Origin of the sequence: Pseudomonas sp. (genome assembly GCF_032058845.1) — a bacterium.
Taxonomy (GTDB): domain Bacteria; phylum Pseudomonadota; class Gammaproteobacteria; order Pseudomonadales; family Pseudomonadaceae; genus Aquipseudomonas.
Genome location: NZ_DAMCCR010000043.1, coordinates 17,199 through 32,998, shown reverse-complemented (window position 1 = coordinate 32,998; position 15,800 = coordinate 17,199). Strand labels below are relative to the sequence as shown.

At 64.0% G+C, this 15,800-nt stretch carries 19 protein-coding genes; 12 read left to right on the top strand and 7 right to left on the bottom strand.

Annotated features, from left to right (window positions below):
• Both RT028_RS10505 and nrdR read right to left on the bottom strand, forming a co-directional pair.
• The coding region (locus RT028_RS10505; protein ID WP_312934709.1) for a deaminase at positions 1-295 on the bottom strand (295 nt) is incomplete at its 3' end.
• Between the two features lie 2 nt (positions 296-297).
• Positions 298-762, bottom strand: coding sequence for a transcriptional regulator NrdR (nrdR, locus tag RT028_RS10500; RefSeq protein WP_312934707.1), 465 nt, complete (start codon positions 760-762; stop codon positions 298-300).
• 105 nt (positions 763-867) lie between these two features.
• On the opposite strand from nrdR, the gene RT028_RS10495 reads away from it, so the two are divergent.
• The 3 genes from RT028_RS10495 to trxA are packed head-to-tail and all read left to right on the top strand — an operon-like array spanning position 868 to position 2,896.
• Positions 868-1,320, top strand: coding sequence for a YbaY family lipoprotein (locus tag RT028_RS10495; protein WP_312934706.1), 453 nt, complete (start codon positions 868-870; stop codon positions 1,318-1,320).
• Position 1,321: 1 nt separating this feature from the next.
• Entirely contained in the window at positions 1,322-1,981 is a 660-nt protein-coding gene (locus RT028_RS10490) for a 50S ribosomal protein L11 methyltransferase (RefSeq protein WP_312934705.1), read from the top strand.
• A gap of 30 nt (positions 1,982-2,011) precedes the next feature.
• Positions 2,012-2,896 (top strand): thioredoxin, encoded by an 885-nt coding sequence (gene trxA / locus RT028_RS10485; protein WP_312934703.1) that lies wholly within the window; start codon positions 2,012-2,014, stop codon positions 2,894-2,896.
• Between the two features lies 1 nt (position 2,897).
• Here the strand turns inward: trxA and RT028_RS10480 are convergent, their stop codons facing one another.
• A complete protein-coding gene (locus RT028_RS10480; protein WP_312934702.1) occupies positions 2,898-3,260 on the bottom strand; it encodes a hypothetical protein in 363 nt (120 codons plus the stop codon).
• A 135-nt stretch (positions 3,261-3,395) separates the two neighbouring features.
• Here RT028_RS10480 and RT028_RS10475 point away from each other — a divergent pair, with 135 nt between their 5' ends.
• The 5 genes from RT028_RS10475 to RT028_RS10455 all read left to right on the top strand — a co-directional run bounded on the left by RT028_RS10475 (position 3,396) and on the right by RT028_RS10455 (position 7,314).
• The gene (locus tag RT028_RS10475) at positions 3,396-3,980 is read left to right on the top strand and encodes a DUF2796 domain-containing protein (RefSeq protein ID WP_312934701.1); all 585 of its coding nucleotides are present in this window, start codon (positions 3,396-3,398) and stop codon (positions 3,978-3,980) included.
• The gene (locus RT028_RS10470) at positions 3,981-4,691 is read left to right on the top strand and encodes an ABC transporter ATP-binding protein (protein WP_312934700.1); all 711 of its coding nucleotides are present in this window, start codon (positions 3,981-3,983) and stop codon (positions 4,689-4,691) included.
• Positions 4,691-5,956 (top strand): ABC transporter permease, encoded by a 1,266-nt coding sequence (locus RT028_RS10465; protein ID WP_312934699.1) that lies wholly within the window; start codon positions 4,691-4,693, stop codon positions 5,954-5,956. The genes RT028_RS10470 and RT028_RS10465 overlap by 1 nt, the downstream gene beginning before the upstream one ends.
• A 71-nt stretch (positions 5,957-6,027) precedes the next feature.
• Positions 6,028-6,522: a DUF3299 domain-containing protein gene (locus tag RT028_RS10460; protein WP_312934711.1), complete on the top strand. Its 495-nt coding sequence runs from the start codon at positions 6,028-6,030 to the stop codon at positions 6,520-6,522.
• Positions 6,523-6,630: 108 nt separating this feature from the next.
• Positions 6,631-7,314 (top strand): OmpW family outer membrane protein, encoded by a 684-nt coding sequence (locus RT028_RS10455; RefSeq protein WP_312934698.1) that lies wholly within the window; start codon positions 6,631-6,633, stop codon positions 7,312-7,314.
• A gap of 191 nt (positions 7,315-7,505) precedes the next feature.
• Here RT028_RS10455 and RT028_RS10450 read toward each other — a convergent pair whose 3' ends face one another.
• Both RT028_RS10450 and RT028_RS10445 read right to left on the bottom strand, forming a co-directional pair.
• Positions 7,506-8,438: an NAD-dependent epimerase/dehydratase family protein gene (locus RT028_RS10450; protein WP_312934697.1), complete on the bottom strand. Its 933-nt coding sequence runs from the start codon at positions 8,436-8,438 to the stop codon at positions 7,506-7,508.
• Positions 8,431-9,315 carry a sugar nucleotide-binding protein gene (locus RT028_RS10445; RefSeq protein WP_312934696.1) on the bottom strand — a complete coding sequence of 295 codons (885 nt, stop codon included), beginning with the start codon at positions 9,313-9,315 and terminating at the stop codon, positions 8,431-8,433. Before RT028_RS10445 ends, RT028_RS10450 begins: the two co-directional genes overlap by 8 nt.
• 238 nt (positions 9,316-9,553) lie before the next feature.
• Between RT028_RS10445 and RT028_RS10440 the strand changes: the two genes are divergently transcribed.
• Both RT028_RS10440 and RT028_RS10435 read left to right on the top strand, forming a co-directional pair.
• Positions 9,554-10,597 carry a hypothetical protein gene (locus RT028_RS10440; protein ID WP_312934695.1) on the top strand — a complete coding sequence of 348 codons (1,044 nt, stop codon included), beginning with the start codon at positions 9,554-9,556 and terminating at the stop codon, positions 10,595-10,597.
• A gap of 14 nt (positions 10,598-10,611) precedes the next feature.
• Positions 10,612-11,430 (top strand): TSUP family transporter, encoded by an 819-nt coding sequence (locus tag RT028_RS10435; protein ID WP_312934693.1) that lies wholly within the window; start codon positions 10,612-10,614, stop codon positions 11,428-11,430.
• Here RT028_RS10435 and RT028_RS10430 read toward each other — a convergent pair.
• A complete protein-coding gene (locus tag RT028_RS10430; protein ID WP_312934692.1) occupies positions 11,402-12,220 on the bottom strand; it encodes an XRE family transcriptional regulator in 819 nt (272 codons plus the stop codon). The genes RT028_RS10435 and RT028_RS10430 overlap by 29 nt on opposite strands.
• Positions 12,221-12,396: 176 nt before the next feature.
• On the opposite strand from RT028_RS10430, the gene RT028_RS10425 reads away from it, so the two are divergent.
• On the top strand, positions 12,397-13,839 hold the full coding sequence (locus RT028_RS10425; RefSeq protein ID WP_312934691.1) for an alanine/glycine:cation symporter family protein: 1,443 nt from the start codon (positions 12,397-12,399) through the stop codon (positions 13,837-13,839).
• Positions 13,840-13,987: 148 nt separating this feature from the next.
• On the top strand, positions 13,988-14,977 hold the full coding sequence (locus RT028_RS10420; protein ID WP_312934689.1) for an asparaginase: 990 nt from the start codon (positions 13,988-13,990) through the stop codon (positions 14,975-14,977).
• Positions 14,978-15,095: 118 nt separating this feature from the next.
• Here RT028_RS10420 and RT028_RS10415 read toward each other — a convergent pair whose 3' ends face one another.
• The gene (locus RT028_RS10415) at positions 15,096-15,800 is read right to left on the bottom strand and encodes an SDR family oxidoreductase (protein WP_312934688.1); all 705 of its coding nucleotides are present in this window, start codon (positions 15,798-15,800) and stop codon (positions 15,096-15,098) included.

Genomic DNA, 15,800 nt, shown 5'->3' with positions numbered 1-15,800 from the left:
CACCCGCGTTCACCAGCGCTTCGGCGCACGGCGGCGTGCGGCCGTGGTGGCTGCACGGTTCGAGCGTCACATAGGCACAGGCGCCACGCGCGCGTTCGCCGGCCTGGCGCAGCGCATGCACTTCGGCATGCGGCTCGCCGGCGCGCACATGCCAGCCTTCCCCGACCACCTCGCCGTCACGCACCACCACACACCCCACGCGGGGGTTGGGATGGGTGCTGTACAGACCCTTGCGGGCCAGTTCGATGGCCCGCGCCATGTAGTACGCGTCGAGGGCAGGGTGTGGGCTGGGCATGTTTACTCTTTGGCAGGCTCGCGGGCCAGGCGGTCGATCTCTTCGCGGAATTCTTCCAGGTCCTGGAAGCGTCGGTAGACCGAGGCGAAGCGGATGTAGGCGACTTCGTCGAGCTTGCGCAGTTCGCTCATCACCAGTTCACCGACCACCAGCGACTTGACCTCACGCTCGCCGGTGGCGCGCAGCTTGTGCTTGATGTGCGCCAGCGCCGCCTCGACCCGCTCGATGCTGACCGGGCGTTTTTCCAGCGCCCGCTGCACACCGGCGCGCAGTTTGTCTTCGTCGAAGGGCTGGCGGGTGCCGTCCTGCTTGATCAGCCGGGGCAGCACAAGCTCGGCGGTCTCGAACGTGGTGAAGCGCTCGCCGCACGCGAGGCATTCACGCCGGCGCCGCACTTGTTCGCCTTCGGCGACCAGACGCGAATCGATGACCTTGGTGTCGTTGGCACCGCAAAAGGGACAGTGCATGGTGGCAGGCAACAGAAAAAAGGGGGCCTCATGGTAGCGCATCCCACTGGCAAGACAAGCCAAAGGGTTTACCATCACTGAAATCTGCCCGTGAAGGATGACCCCATGCACCCCAGAGCACTTCTTGTGCTGTGTTGCGCTGCCTTGCTCGCTGCCTGTGGCAGCGACAAGCCCAAGCCCGAACAGCCTGCCCCGCCACCGGCGAAGGTCAGCCAGAAACTGCCGGACGACCCCGGTCCGCTGCCCGCCTTCCAGCGCCAGCTGAGTGGCTCGTTGATGGACATCCCGGCCGGTGCTCAGGTCGAGCTGGCGTTGCTGGTGATCGATGACAAGGGCCGGCCGCAACGCCTGCTCGCCAGCAGCAACCTCACGGGCACCGGCCAACCGCTGCCTTACCAGCTGCGCTTCAACCCCGAGGCCTTCCCGGCCAACGCGCGGGTCGAGCTGCGCGGGCGCGCCAGCCAGTCCGGGCAGTTGATCCTGCACATGGACTCACTGCGCATCGCCCAGGCCCAGACGCAGATCACCGGCCCGCTGCGTTTCGAAAAGGCGCCTTGATGTGCCCGTGCTGGACCTGCAAGCAGCCTTGAGCGCCCTGATCGGCGAAGCCAGGCTGAGCGTCAGCCACCTGCCAGGTACTGATCTGCAACTGTGGCTGCTCGACGCCCAGAACATGGACCGCGCATTCAACCAGGATGAAACCCGACGCATCCTCGATGAGCCGCCGTACTGGAGCTTCTGCTGGGCCAGCGGGCTGGCCCTGGCACGGCACCTGGCCGCGCAGCCCGACTGGGTACGCGGCAAACGGGTGCTGGATTTCGGTGCAGGTTCGGGCATCGCCGCTATCGCTGCAGCACGTGCCGGTGCTTGTGAAGTGGTGGCCTGCGACCTCGACCCCCTGGCCCTCGAGGCCTGCCGCGCCAACGCCCAGCTCAACGGCGTGACCCTGGGCTACAGCAGCGACTTCTTCGCCGAAGCCGACCGCTTCGACCTGATCCTGGTGGCCGATGTGCTTTACGACCGCGCCAACCTGCCGCTGCTCGACCAGTTCCTCAGCCGCGGCCGCGAGGCACTGGTCGCCGATTCACGGGTACGCCACTTCACCCACCCGCTGTATCGCCCCCTGGGCACTCATGAGGCGCTGACCTTGCCAGACCTCGCCGAACCCCACGAATTCCGCCGAGTCAGCCTGTACCACGCGAGGCGCGAGCCTTTATAGTGGGTCGATTCCAGGGCAGTGAGAACCACCATGAGCCAAGCGCTTGATAAAGACCTTTCGTACATCTTCGATGCCACCGATGCCGATTTTCAGCAGTCGGTCATCGAGAACTCGTTCCACAAGCCCGTGCTGGTGGATTTCTGGGCCGAATGGTGCGCGCCCTGCAAGGCGCTGATGCCGCTGCTGGCGAAAATCGCCGAGGAGTATCAGGGCGAACTGCTGCTGGCCAAGGTCAACTGCGACGTCGAGCAACAGATCGTCGGCCAGTTCGGCATCCGCAGCCTGCCCACCGTGGTGCTGTTCAAGGACGGCCAGCCGGTCGACGGCTTTGCCGGTGCGCAGCCGGAGTCCGGCATCCGCGCGATGCTTGAACCGCACGTGCAGATGCCGCCGCCCCCAACGGCTTCGCCCCTTGAGCATGCCCAGGGCCTGTTTGCCGAAAGCCGCTTCAGCGAGGCCGAGGCCACCCTCAAGCAACTGCTGTCCGAAGACAACAGCAATGCTCAGGGCCTGATTCTCTACGCGCGCTGCCTGGCAGAACGCGGTGAGCTGGATGAGGCCGGAACGGTCCTCGACGCCGTCAAGACCGATGAGCACAAGGCCGCCCTGGCCGGTGCCAAGGCGCAACTGACGTTCCTGCGCCAGGCCGCCAGCCTGCCGGAAGCCGCCGACCTGAAAGCGCGCCTGGCGCAAGACCCGGCCGACGATGAAGCCGCCTACCAGCTGTGCATCCAGCAACTGGCTCGCCAGCAGTACGAGGCGGCGCTCGATGGCCTGCTCAAGCTGTTCCAGCGCAACCGCAGCTACGCAGAAGGCCTGCCGCACAAGGCGCTGCTGCAGGTGTTCGAGCTGCTGGGCAACGATCACCCCTTGGTGACCGTCTACCGCCGCAAGCTGTTTGCCCTGCTCTACTGAGTCACGCCCCCTCTGGCCCGAGCCAATGGTACAGAGGGGCATCGGCGACACTTTCCACTTTTACCCCTGGCGCATGGCGCAGCCTGAACAACAGGCGCTTGCCCCCCGCCGTGCCACCGCCCAAGGCTTCCAGACGCTCCAGCAGTTGTGGTCCGTTGAGCGGGCCTTCTGCCTGCAGCAGCCGCTTGGCCGCGCTCAAGGCTTCGTCGCTCTGCGCAACGGGCGCAGACCGCGCAGGCTCCGCTGGTGCGCTCGGTGCATCGCTGGGCACCTGCACCACCCCCGCCAACTGCGCCCACTCGGCAGGCTCCAGCTCGAGGCTGAGGTCCACTGGCCATGGGCCGATCTGTCCGCGAATTCTCACAAGCTCGGTCTCTCTACAAGGGGAAGAATGCCCCCATGCTCCCACGACATGAAATGTGCGCCAAGCAGGCTTTCGCTCGCGACAAAACCTGTTATAACATTGCGAAACACACTGTCATCCTCGTTGGAGCCGTCCATGCGCCGTCTGCTGCTCGCCCTGCCTTTCGCCTTGTTGCCACTTGTCGTAGCCCACGCCCACGCCCACGACGAGCATGACCACGCCCATGGCACCCTTGCGGCCCATGAACACGGCGTTGCCAGCCTCAATGCGGTGATCGACGGCAACACCCTGGAACTGCAACTGACCAGCCCGGCGATGAACCTGGTGGGCTTCGAGCACGCCGCCAGCAGCGACGCCGACAAGGCCAAGGTCGCCGCTGCCCGGCAAACCCTCGAACAGCCGCTGGCACTGTTCGGCCTGGCCCAGGCGGCCGGTTGCAAGGAAGATTCGCAGGAACTGGAAAGCCCGCTGTTCGGCGATGCCGCGCACGCCGATGATGATGACGACGATGATGCCGACCATGAGCACGGCCACGAGCACGCCGATGTGCATGCGCACTATCAGCTGACCTGCGCCAGCCCCGCCAAACTCACGCAGGTCGACCTTGCCCCGCTGTACAAGACCTTCCCCGCCACGCAGAAAATCAACGTGCAGCTGATCGGCCCCAATGGCCAGAAAGGTGTTGAAAGCACACCCGCCAAGGCCGTGGTCGCGTTCTGAATGAGCCCGCCACTGATCGACCTGCACGACCTGCGCTTCGCCTGGCCCGGCCAGCCAGCGCTGTTGGACATCCCGCGCTTTCAGTTACAGCGCGGTGAGACGTTGTTTCTCAAAGGCCCCAGTGGCAGCGGCAAGACCACCTTGCTGGGTTTGCTCGGCGGCGTCAGCCGGCCGCAGCACGGCAATGTGCAGCTGCTCGGCCAGGATCTGGCCGCGCTGAGCCAAGGCGCGCGGGACCGCTTTCGGGTCGATCACACCGGCTACATCTTCCAGCAGTTCAACCTGCTGCCCTTTCTCTCGGTGCGCGAGAACGTCGAGCTGCCGTGTCGTTTCTCTCGCAGCCGGGCGCAGCGGGCGAGCGAACGTCACGGCAGCGTCGCCCAGGCCGCCGCAGCCCTGCTCGATCATTTGGGATTGGGCGATCCAGCGCTGCAGGTGCGCCGCGCCGACACCCTGTCGATCGGCCAGCAACAGCGGGTCGCCGCGGCCCGCGCGCTGATCGGCCAGCCGGAACTGGTGATCGCTGACGAACCGACCTCGGCGCTGGACGCCGATACCCGCGAGGCCTTCATTCGCCTGCTGTTCGGGGAGTGCCGCGCGGCCGGCGCCAGCCTGTTGTTCGTCAGCCATGACCAGAGCCTCGCCGCGCTGTTCGACCGCAGCCTGTCGCTGGCCGAACTCAACCGCGCCAGCACGCCTCAGGAGGCTTGATGTACCTGCTTCGTCTAGCCCTGGCCAGCCTGGCCAACCGGCGTTTCACCGCCCTGCTCACCGCCTTTGCCATCGCCTTGTCGGTGTGCCTGCTGCTGGCCGTGGAGCGTGTGCGCACCGAAGCGCGTGCCAGCTTCGCCAGCACCATCAGCGGCACCGACCTGATCGTCGGCGCCCGCTCCGGGTCGGTGAACCTGCTCTTGTACTCGGTGTTTCGCATCGGCAACGCCACCAACAACATCCGTTGGGACAGCTTCCAGCACTATGCCAACGATCCCCGCGTGAAGTGGGCGATCCCGATTTCCCTGGGCGATTCGCACCGCGGCTACCGCGTGCTGGGCACCAGCGAGGCGTATTTCGAGCACTATCAGTATGGCCACCGGCAGAACCTCGCCCTGGCTCGGGGCCGCGCGTTTGCCAGCGATCCGTTCGAGGTCGTGCTCGGCGCCGAAGTGGCCGACGCCCTGCACTACACGCTCGGTGACAGCCTGGTGCTGGCCCACGGTGTGGCCGCCATCAGCCTGGTCAAGCATGACGACAAACCGTTCACCGTGGTCGGCATCCTCAAGCGCACCGGCACCCCGGTCGACCGTACGTTGCACATCAGCCTGGCCGGCATGGAGGCCATCCACGTCGACTGGCACAACGGCGTGCCGGCCCGTGGTGCCGGCCGCATCAGCGCCGATCAGGCGCGGGCGATGGACCTGCAGCCTGCGGCCATCACTGCCTTCATGCTGGGGCTGAACAACAAGATCGCCACCTTCACGCTGCAGCGGGAAATCAATGAGTTCCGCAGCGAGCCGTTGCTGGCCATTCTGCCGGGGGTGGCGCTGCAAGAACTGTGGAGCCTGATGGGCACCGCCGAGCAGGCGCTGTTCGTGGTCTCGCTGTTCGTGGTGCTGACCGGGTTGATCGGCATGCTCACCGCAATCCTTACCAGCCTCAACGAACGCCGTCGGGAGATGGCCATTCTGCGCTCGGTCGGCGCCCGCCCCTGGCATATCGCCGGGTTGCTGGTGCTCGAGGCGCTGGCGCTGGCGGTCGCCGGTATCGTCGCCGGGCTGGGGTTGCTGTATGCGGGCATCGCTCTGGCCCAAGGCTATGTGCAGGCCAACTATGGCCTGTACCTGCCCCTGACGTGGCCCAGCACGCACGAATGGACACTGCTGGCGATCATCCTGGGCGCAGCCCTGCTGATGGGCAGCGTGCCGGCCTGGCGCGCCTACCGGCAGTCGCTGGCCGACGGCTTGTCGATTCACCTATGAGGTCGCCTGAGCCAAGCCGTGCCTGGGCCAGCGGCCGCCTGCGCCTGTCAGCGTGCCGCGTCTGCCCGCTGATGCTGGTCCTGCTGGCGAGCATGGCCTGGGCAAGCGACCCACGCGAGCTCGACTGGCCGGCGCTGATCCCCGAGGGCGCGCCGATCATCGAGCCGCAGCTGGCGCCGCTGCACGACCTGTCGCAGCTGAGCGATGCGCTGTCTGCCGAGTCCGCACCCGCAGCCCGGCAGCCGGCACCCGATGCACCGGTGGTCAAGGCGCTCGATGGCCAACTGATCAAGCTGCCGGGCTACATCGTGCCACTGGAGGTCAGTGAGGAAGGCCGCACCACCGAGTTTCTGCTGGTGCCCTACTACGGCGCCTGCATTCACGTACCGCCGCCGCCGTCGAACCAGATCGTGCACATCTTCAGCGAGATGGGGGTGCGCATCGAGGACCTCTACCAGCCTTACTGGATCGAGGGCACGCTCAAGGTGGCCGCCATCAACAGTGAACTGGCGGCGTCCGGCTATCAGATGGAGGCCGAAAAGATCTACGCGTATGAATTGAAGTAGGCCCATTGCCATCCGTTCAGAAAGCTTTGTTGAGCTGCGTCAACCTTTCTCTGCGGGCCGCTCCGTACCATGGCGCCACTCACTTCATCACGTCCTTTCGGAGCACCCATGAACAAGTCCTTGCTCGGCGCCTCGCTCGTTGCCCTGGCGTTGGCAGCGCCTGTTGCCAATGCTTACCAGGCTGGCGATTTCATCCTGCGGTCCGGCGCCATCACCACGGCGCCCAACGAAGACAGCGGCGAGCTCAAGCTCGATGGCGCCAAGGTCTCCGGCACCAAGGCCACACTGACCACCGACACCCAGCTTGGCCTGGCATTCGCCTACATGCTCACCGAGCACGTCGGCATCGAGCTGCTGGCGGCCACCCCGTTCAAGCACACCGTGGGCGTGAAGGGCCTGGGCGGCGGCCTCGACGGCAAGCTGGCCGATATCAAGCAGCTGCCACCGACCTTGTCGCTGCAGTACTACCCCATGGAAGCCTCGTCCAAGTTCCAGCCCTACGCGGGCATCGGCGTGAACTACACACTGTTCTTCGATGAAGAGCTGAGCAGCTCGCGCAAGCAACAAGGCTTCAGCAACATGAAGCTGCAAGACTCGGTCGGCCTCGCGGGCCAGTTGGGCATGGACTACATGATCACCGACAACCTGCTGTTCAACGCCGCCGTCTGGTACGTCGACATCAACACCAAGGCCACCATCGACGGCCCAAGCGCGCTGGGCGTGGGCAAGACCAAGGTCAACGTGGAAGTCGACCCGTGGGTCTACATGGTGGGTCTGGGCTACAAGTTCTGATCTAGCCGCTCAAGACAACGCCCCACCCTGGTTGCGCCAGGTGTGGGGCGTTGTCGTTTCTGCGTGTGGCCGAACCTGGCGCTACTAGAGGCGCGCTGCACAGGTTTGGGGTGCCGCTCGCTCAGGGCCGACGCTGGAGACGTGCGCCCGCATTCAGCGCCGCCCACCGCCCTTTCATGCAGCGCCTGGACTCAAGCCATGCCCAGCAGGTGGCGCAGCCCCTCGACCAGCGGCGTAGGCTGATCAAGCGTGAAGCGCTGCAGCAGGCGACTGTTGTCGGCGCGCGAATGCCGAATGTCCCCTGAGCGTGCCGCTTGATAGGTGATGGCGGGCAGGCTGCCGAGCACATCCTTGAGCGCTGCCAGCATCTGGTTCAGCGAAGTGGCCTGGTTCAGGCCGATGTTCACCGCACCCTCATGCACCTCGTCGCTGGCGAGCGCCTGCAGCATCACCTGCACCAGATCCCCCACGTAGAGGAAATCGCGGGTCTGCTCGCCGTCACCGAACAGCGTGATGGGCAATTGCTTGAGCGCCCGCTCGCTGAAGATGCTGATGACCCCGGAGTACGGCGAGGACGGATCCTGGCGTGGGCCGAAGATATTGAAAAAGCGCAGCACCACAGGCTGCAGACCGTGCTGGCGACGGTAGAAGTCCAGGTACTGCTCGCTGGCCAGCTTGTCGACGGCATAGGGCGTGAGCGGCGCCTTGGGGGTGTCTTCAGCAATGGCCTGGCCTTCGCCATTGTTGCCGTACACCGCCGCGCTGGAGGCGAACACGACACGCTGGATACCGTGCACGCGCATGGCTTCGCACACGTTCAGGGTGCCGATGAAATTGCTCTGGTGGGTTTTCACCGGGTCCTCGACCGAGGCCTGCACCGAGGCCACGGCCGCCAGGTGCACCACCGCGCAACAACCCTCGGCCGCCTCCCGCACCAGGCCCGCGTCAGCCACATCACCCTCGATCAGCTCAAGCCGGGGATGGTGCAGCTGCAGGTTGCAGCGCTTGCCGGTCGACAAGTCATCGAGCACACGCACGTGGTAGCCGCCGTCGAGCAAGGCATCGCACAGGTGCGAGCCGATGAACCCGGCCCCGCCGGTGACCAGAATGGGCGCGTCAGACATTTCGGTAGAATCGCTCGAGTAGAGGCGGCAACCCCGCGCGCCAGGCGCGTGGCTTGATGCCGAAGGTGTGCAGGATCTTCTTGCAGGCCAGCACCGCATTCTGCGGTTCTTCACTGGCATCGTGACTGGCGGCATGGGCTACCGCCGTCGGCACCTGAATGGCCAGCGGATGACGCAGCGCCGCTTCGGCAAGAATCGCCTGCCCCAGCACCAGCGGCGTGGTGGCTTCATTGCCGGCGTAGTGATAAGTGCCCCACAGCGGGGACGCGCAGTCGAGCTGCTTGAGCACCGACAGGATCACTCGCGCGGCGTCGTCCACCGGCGTCGGGTTGCCCCGGCGATCATCAGGCAGGAGCAGCTCGTGGGGCTGATCGGCACGGGTGAGGAAACGCCCCAGCAATCCATCGAGGCTTTCATCCAGCACCCAGCCGAAGCGCAGCAGCACATGCTGCGGACACGTTGCGCGCACGCTCTGCTCGATACGCCACAAGGCCTGGCCGCGCTGGCCGAGTGGGACCGGGTCATCCTTCTCGCTGTAAGCCGTGGCCCGTGAGCCATCGAACACGCGGTAGCTGGAAGGTTGCACCAGGGTGATCTGGTGGTGCTGGCACAACTCCGCCAGCCGCTCCACGCCTCGCTCCTGCTGTGCCAGTCGCTGATCGCTGACCGCGCCGGCCTGGAACCAGTCGAAATAGTACGCCAGGTTGACCAGCGCGTCGGGGCGATGGTCGTCCAGCAGTTGCGTGAGGCTGGCCGCATCCCAGCCACCTTCGGGTGGCCGCGGCGCCAGGAAGCCGATGTTTTCCTCGGCCCCCAGGCGAATCAGCGCTTGCCCAAGGGCATTGCCACCACCCAACAGCATCAAGCGCATTCGCATAGAGTCAGCAGATCCGGAGAGTTGATAGAGGAAGGCGAACATTCTGCGGGTTCCGCTCCGGGAAGTGCAACCCTGGGGGCACCGAGGGGCAAAAGGGCAATTCCTACAGCCACCCAATCTTCACCCTACAGACAGAATGGAAGGGTCTTGCATCAGTTGATGGAGAAATTTGATCCACTTTGTTGGCTTTATCTAATTGCGTTGGCCCACAAAAATAACCACCGACCTTAGGTATTCCATGATCAGTGCAGACCCAACCGCTCTCCACTTCAACAGTCATCAAGCGCGTTTGCTTGATAGAGCCTGCAAACACCTGGCCGTCCACGGTGGGCCTGACACCCAAGGAACTGCAGTGCTTGCAAGAAGATGGGCCGCAGCGCTTTACAAAAAGCTGGATGCCACTCAGCGTGCCGCAGTCGACACATTCGTAGCAGGTTTTGGCATCGCGCTGTATTTCCAAAAGATGAAGATCATTGAGTCGGATCACACCCCTGATCAATTGCCAGCCCTCAGTGACTTGAAACGCGACCTTGCAACGCTATACCTCGCTTCGCGAAACCAGATACTCCTTAATCTAGTGCAACACCGCTCCTTTGCTTTCGATATTGACAATCAAAGCAAGCAGGTTCGACTAGTAGGAAACTTCAAAGGCGGTGGCCGAGTATCACTGCCGAACGAAAAGGTCACAGATCAGGTGGAGCTGAGTTCACACGCTGGAGTCTGCCTCGGCCTGCACACTGAACCACCCTATTATTGCGCCATCAAACCCGAGGCTGGCCATTCACCTGCCCCCAGCTCACTGATCCTGACTGCTCGTTGGAACATCCTGAACGAGCCAACGCGCATCCTTCCTCTGCCTTCTGTCGTGGAGCGGCTGAACGGGATTGAGGCGCTCTCTCTTGCATCCCCCTCGTTCATGTATACCCGAAGCGAGTGCCTGACAGCGGCACCGAATGAGAAATCCATCCCCGGGTCAATACTTCAACCTGACAGCCAATCAGGGTTTGCCATACGCTTTAGTGCTTACAGACATTCACCTATTCCTCATTCCAGCAAACTTGTCACCGATGCATTCAGGTCATTGCACACGTTAATTGGATCTTCAAGACCACTGGAGTATGTCCTGCAGCCTGACTCGGCACTGTTGATAGACAACACCCGAACCCTTCATGGCAGGGATACAGTCAAAGACAATCGCCGCTTGCTGATCAGGCTATTCGGCTATTGCTCTACGGCGACACCCATCGTTCTCCAACCAGATCCGCTGGTCGTCCGTGGTTAACGCTGAGGTGTCCCTTGGAAATTGATATCGCACTCTTGCTCGCGCTGGGCGGCGTCGCCCTGCTCGCCGGATTCTTCGATGCTATCGTCGGCGGCGGCGGTCTGCTCACGTTGCCGGCGTTGTTCATTGCCGGGCTCGACCCATTGGCGGCGATGGCAACCAACAAGTTTCAGGCATCCAGTGCCAGTGTCTCGGCGACGGTCGCCTTCATCCGTAAAGACATGCTCGATTGGCGCAAGGATGCGCCGCTGGCTGGGATTTCATTCGCGGCAGGTGCCGCAGGGGCACTGTCGATCAGCCAGGTGCCCCGCGAGTGGCTCCAGGCCTCAGTGCCTTTTTTGCTGATCGCGGTGGCAGCCTACTTCGCGCTGGGCCCAAAGCCGGATGATCGTCAGCGAAAAGCCCGAATTTCGCGCACGTGTTTCATGCTCGCCATGGTGCCGCTGATTGGCTTCTACGATGGGGTCTTCGGCCCAGGTACCGGGTCGTTCTTCATGATCGCCTACATGATGCTGCTCGGGCAGCCGCTGCTGCGCGCGGTGTGCAACAGCAAGCTGCTCAATGCGTCCTGTAACGTGGGCGCGCTGGTGGTCTTCATGCTCGGCGGCAACTTGATGTGGCCGTTGGCGATGTGCATGGCCGTGGCCGCCATTATCGGCGCACAGCTGGGCGCTCGCTGCGCTTTGCGCTTCGGCACACAGCTAGTGAAACCGCTGGTGATAGTGGTGTGCTGCGCGATGGCGTTGAAACTGCTGTGGGCTGACGGCAGCCTGCTGCGGGAGTGGCTGCTGATGCTCTGGCAAATCACTCGATCTCCAGCAGCCCATTGCTGATCGGCCCGACACTCAAGCGCTCACGCACGTCATCGTCGATCCGTGGATCGTCTAGGTGGTACAGCTTGACCTGGCGATAGGCGTTGATGCGGTTGATCTCGACGCCGAGAAACTCCCACACCACCCGCGTACAGGCCGGCGTGCGTCGGTCGCCACTGGAGACCCCGATCTTCAGGCCATTGAGGCGCGTGATACGGCTCTTGAAGCTGGGAATGAGAATGGTCTGGCTGATCTCGTTCACGGTCAGCGACTCGTAGTCGACCATGAACAAGCGGTCCTGCAACTGAAACGCAGCCCCCAGGTAACGGCACCGTATCCAGTCTTCGGACTGGACATTGGCGCTGCTGGAGCGCTCCTGACGTTCCTGACGCTCGAACAGGTAGCGCCCGCGTTCCTCACGGACATGTACCAGCGACAGCAGGATCATGCCCGGCACGGACATGCTGTTGGCGTATTCGAAGTAGTAGCCGCAATAGCGCGAAAGGTTGCCGCAGTGCTCGTGCAGGGGCTGGAACAGTTCAGCGAACGGGTCGCTCTGCGAGCGCTGGGCCTCGGCGGTCGTGCGCGCCCCGATCAGGCGGGCGAACTGCTCGGGTGGCAGGCCCAGTTCGTAGTCTTCGACACCGAAGAAATCGCCAATGCGCTTGAGGTTGTAGCTCGTCGGATGGCTCTGCCCGCTGAGGTACTTGTTGAACTGCGCACGGTTCATCGACAGCTGCCGGCAAACCTCGGAAATAGAGCGGTAGTGGCTGCAGGCCAGCTTGAGATTGGTGGCGAAGTGCTCACTCATAAGTCGGTCCAACTGATGCGATGCGCGCCAGTCTAGCATCAACTCGCATCAAATCAGACCAACCCGCGAAATTGTAACGCTTCGTGTCATGGCCAACCATGCGCCCCATTGAGTAGCGCTGCCCTCGTGCGGCCTGCTGGTGTCCAACGCGAAAAATAAGAATCGAGGTTCTTTTCATGCTCGACGTACTTAACGATTTCCTTTCGGGGAAGCTCCTCATCGTGCTCATTGTCGGCCTGGGCAGCTACTTCACGATCCGCTCGCGGTTCGTGCAGTTCCGTCACTTTGGTCACATGTTCGGGGTGTTCAAGGAATCGCTTCGCGGCCAGGCAGGCCAGCTCAGTTCGTTCCAGGCCCTGATGCTCAGCCTGGCTGGCCGTGTCGGCGCCGGTAACATCGCCGGGGTCGGCATCGCGGTCACCCTGGGTGGCCCAGGTGCGGTGTTCTGGATGTGGGTCACCGCACTGGTGGGCATGTCCAGCAGCTTCTTCGAGTGCACCCTGGCCCAGGTCTACAAGCGCGCCGAAGGCGACGGCCTGTACCGCGGCGGCCCGGCGTACTACATCCTGCACGGGCTGAAATTCAAGGGCATGGCGATCGTCTTCTCGGTCCTGCTGCTGGTCACCTATGGCTTCGCCTTCATCGGCTTGCAGTCCTACACCGTGACCCACTCGCTGCAGAATGCCTTCGCGTTCGAGCCGACCCACACCGGGATCGTTCTGGCGGTGCTGCTGGCCATCACCTTCATCGGCGGCATCAAGCGCATCGCTTCGGTGTCGGACCTGCTGGTGCCGGTCAAGACCCTCGCCTACATCGGCGTGACCCTGTACGTCATCGGCACCCAGATCGACCATGTACCGGCCATGCTGGCAACCATCTTCAAGAGCGCCTTCGGCCTCGATCCGGCCTTTGGTGGCCTGGTCGGCAGCGCCATCGTCATGGGCGTGAAGCGCGGCGTGTTCGCCAACGAAGCCGGTCTGGGCAGCGCCCCGAACGTGGCCGCCGTTGCCGCCGTCAAGCACCCCGGTGCGCAAGGTGTGGTCCAGGCCTTCAGCGTGTTCCTCGACACCTTCGTGATCTGCACCTGCACCGCGCTGCTGATCCTGCTGTCGGGCTTCTACACCCCGGGCTTCGAGGGCGATGGCATCGTCCTGACGCAGAACTCCCTGGCCGCGGTGGTCGGTGACTGGGGCCGGATCTTCGTCAGCGTGGCTCTGTCGCTGTTCGTCTTCACCTGCATCCTCTACAACTACTACCTGGGCGAAAACAGCCTGCAGTTCCTGACCCGCAACCGCGCTGTGCTGATGGGCTTCCGCGCCCTGGTGCTGGTGCTGGTGATCTGGGGCTCGACGCAGGACCTGTCCACCGTGTTCGCCTTCGCCGACATCACCATGACGTGCCTGGCGTTCGTCAACCTGGTGGCCCTGGCTCTGCTGTTCAAGGTCGGTCTACGGGTGATGCGCGACTACGACGAACAGCGCCGCGCCGGCATCAAGCAACCGGTGTTCGATTCCAGCAAGTTCAATGACCTGGACCTGGACCGCGCCGCCTGGCCGGCCGAGCCTCAGGCTCAGGCCGCCGCTGAATCGACCGTCGGTCACGCGCAGCCGCATCGCTGATATCCTCCCCCTGCCAGCCGCCCCATTCGCGGGCGGCTGACGCTTTCTTCACGTTCGGGCCTCATCGCCAGCATTTCGGCTCATTCGTGAGTTGGAACGCCGAAGGCATGACCGGCGAACCGGCCTGACATTGCTACGGAATGCGCCCATGCGTGCAGTCAAGAATCTCCTCGTTCTCTATACCGGCGGCACCATCGGCATGCTGGAGACGCCGCAAGGCCTCGCGCCGGCCGGTGGCTTCGAGGCGCGCATGCGCGATCACCTCGGCCAATGTCCTGACGCCCCGCAACTGCACTGGGCGCTGCGCGAGCTCAACCCGCTGATCGACAGCGCCAACATGCAACAGGCCAACTGGCTGGCGATGCACGAGGCCATCGTCGAGGCCGTCGAGCGCGATGGCCACGACGGCGTGCTGGTCCTGCATGGCACCGACACGCTGGCCTACAGTGCGGCGGCATTGTCGTTCCTGCTGCTGGGCTTGCCAGCGCCCGTCCTGTTGACCGGCTCCATGCTCCCTGCCGGTGCGCCAGACAGCGATGCGTGGGACAACCTGATCGGTGCGCTGCGCCAGTTCGAGAACGGCTTGGCTGACGGTGTGCAGCTGTACTTCCATGGCCAGCTACTGCACGGCTGCCGCGCGTCCAAACTGCGCAGCGAAGCGTTCGACGCATTCACCGCGCCAGCGCGGCATCGCGACGGCGCGCGTGCGGGCGAGCTGCCCGTGTCGCTGACCTATCGCCAGCCGCGCCAGCCAGTGAAGCTGGCTGTTCTGCCGGTATTTCCGGGCCTTGCCGCCGAGCATGTGCAGGGCGTACTGGGCAGCGGCATTCGAGGGCTGGTGCTGGAGTGCTACGGTAGCGGCACCGGGCCGTCGGATGACCAGGCCTTGCTCGACGCGCTGCAGAGTGCCCACCAGCGTGGTGTATCGATCGTTGCCATCAGCCAATGCCCAGAGGGCTCGGTGGTGTTCGACACCTACGCGGCGGGCAGCCGCCTGCGCGATGCCGGATTGATCAGTGGCGGCGGCATGACCCGCGAGGCGGCGTTGGGCAAGTTGTTTGCGTTGTTGGGTGCGGGTTTGGACAGCGACGCGGCCAGCCACTGGTTGCAGTTGGATCTGTGCGGTGAGCGCGCCTGACCCGGCAATGTGAGCCGTGTACTGGGTGCTTGAAAACCGCCGCCCGCTCGGCCTGAGCGAGCACCGTTGCATGCCTGCGCCATTGACGACAGGCCCCAGGCGGAGGTGATGCCACCTCTCAGACAGCGTGTGTCACTCCGCCATCGACCCTCAGGCTCTGCCCGGTGATGTAGGCCGCGCCGTCACTGGCCAGGAAGGCGATGGTCGCAGCGATCTCTTCGGCAGTGCCATAGCGCTTGAGCGGCACGCTGTCGCGACGCTCGTCGGTCGCCGGCAGGCTGTCGATCCAACCGGGCAACACGCTGTTGATCCGCACGTTATCGGCGGCGAACTGATCGGCGAAGATCTTGCTGAACGCTGCCAGGCCGGCGCGGAACACCGCTGAGGTCGGAAACTGCGCAGTGGGCTCGAAGGTCCAGGCGCTGGAGATATTGATGATCGTGCCGCCCTTCTGCTGCTGCATGATCGGCGCCACCAGCCGTGTGGCCCGCACCACGTTGAGCAAGTAGGTGTCCAGGCCGGCGTGCCAGTCCTCGTCGCTGATCTGCAGAATCGGCGCGCGCGGCCCGTGGCCGGCGCTGTTGACCAGCACATCGATGCGTCCCCAGGCCGCCATCACCGCATCGACCAGGCGCTGCAGGTCTTTGGTCGACTGGTTGCTGCCGGTGATGCCGATCCCGCCCAGTTCCTTGCCCAGCGCCTCGCCCTTGCCTGACGACGACAGGATTGCCACCTTGAAACCATCGGCCGCCAGCCGCCGGGCCGCCGCAGCGCCCATACCGCTGCCACCGGCTGTGATGATTGCTACCTTTTCTACTGTCAT

Bases quoted from the DNA above. Each gene is read 5' to 3' on its own strand.
- RT028_RS10475 (WP_312934701.1), top strand. From the start codon at position 3,396: ATGCGCCGTCTGCTGCTCGCCCTGCCTTTCGCCTTGTTGCCACTTGTC.
- RT028_RS10440 (WP_312934695.1), top strand. From the start codon at position 9,554: ATGATCAGTGCAGACCCAACCGCTCTCCACTTCAACAGTCATCAAGCG.
- RT028_RS10420 (WP_312934689.1), top strand. From the start codon at position 13,988: ATGCGTGCAGTCAAGAATCTCCTCGTTCTCTATACCGGCGGCACCATC.
- RT028_RS10450 (WP_312934697.1), bottom strand. From the start codon at position 8,438: ATGTCTGACGCGCCCATTCTGGTCACCGGCGGGGCCGGGTTCATCGGC.
- RT028_RS10415 (WP_312934688.1), bottom strand. From the start codon at position 15,800: ATGACAGTAGAAAAGGTAGCAATCATCACAGCCGGTGGCAGCGGTATG.
- RT028_RS10470 (WP_312934700.1), top strand. From the start codon at position 3,981: ATGAGCCCGCCACTGATCGACCTGCACGACCTGCGCTTCGCCTGGCCC.
- RT028_RS10465 (WP_312934699.1), top strand. From the start codon at position 4,691: ATGTACCTGCTTCGTCTAGCCCTGGCCAGCCTGGCCAACCGGCGTTTC.
- RT028_RS10425 (WP_312934691.1), top strand. From the start codon at position 12,397: ATGCTCGACGTACTTAACGATTTCCTTTCGGGGAAGCTCCTCATCGTG.
- RT028_RS10430 (WP_312934692.1), bottom strand. From the start codon at position 12,220: ATGAGTGAGCACTTCGCCACCAATCTCAAGCTGGCCTGCAGCCACTAC.
- RT028_RS10455 (WP_312934698.1), top strand. From the start codon at position 6,631: ATGAACAAGTCCTTGCTCGGCGCCTCGCTCGTTGCCCTGGCGTTGGCA.
- trxA (WP_312934703.1), top strand. From the start codon at position 2,012: ATGAGCCAAGCGCTTGATAAAGACCTTTCGTACATCTTCGATGCCACC.
- RT028_RS10445 (WP_312934696.1), bottom strand. From the start codon at position 9,315: ATGCGAATGCGCTTGATGCTGTTGGGTGGTGGCAATGCCCTTGGGCAA.
- RT028_RS10495 (WP_312934706.1), top strand. From the start codon at position 868: ATGCACCCCAGAGCACTTCTTGTGCTGTGTTGCGCTGCCTTGCTCGCT.
- RT028_RS10460 (WP_312934711.1), top strand. From the start codon at position 6,028: ATGCTGGTCCTGCTGGCGAGCATGGCCTGGGCAAGCGACCCACGCGAG.
- nrdR (WP_312934707.1), bottom strand. From the start codon at position 762: ATGCACTGTCCCTTTTGCGGTGCCAACGACACCAAGGTCATCGATTCG.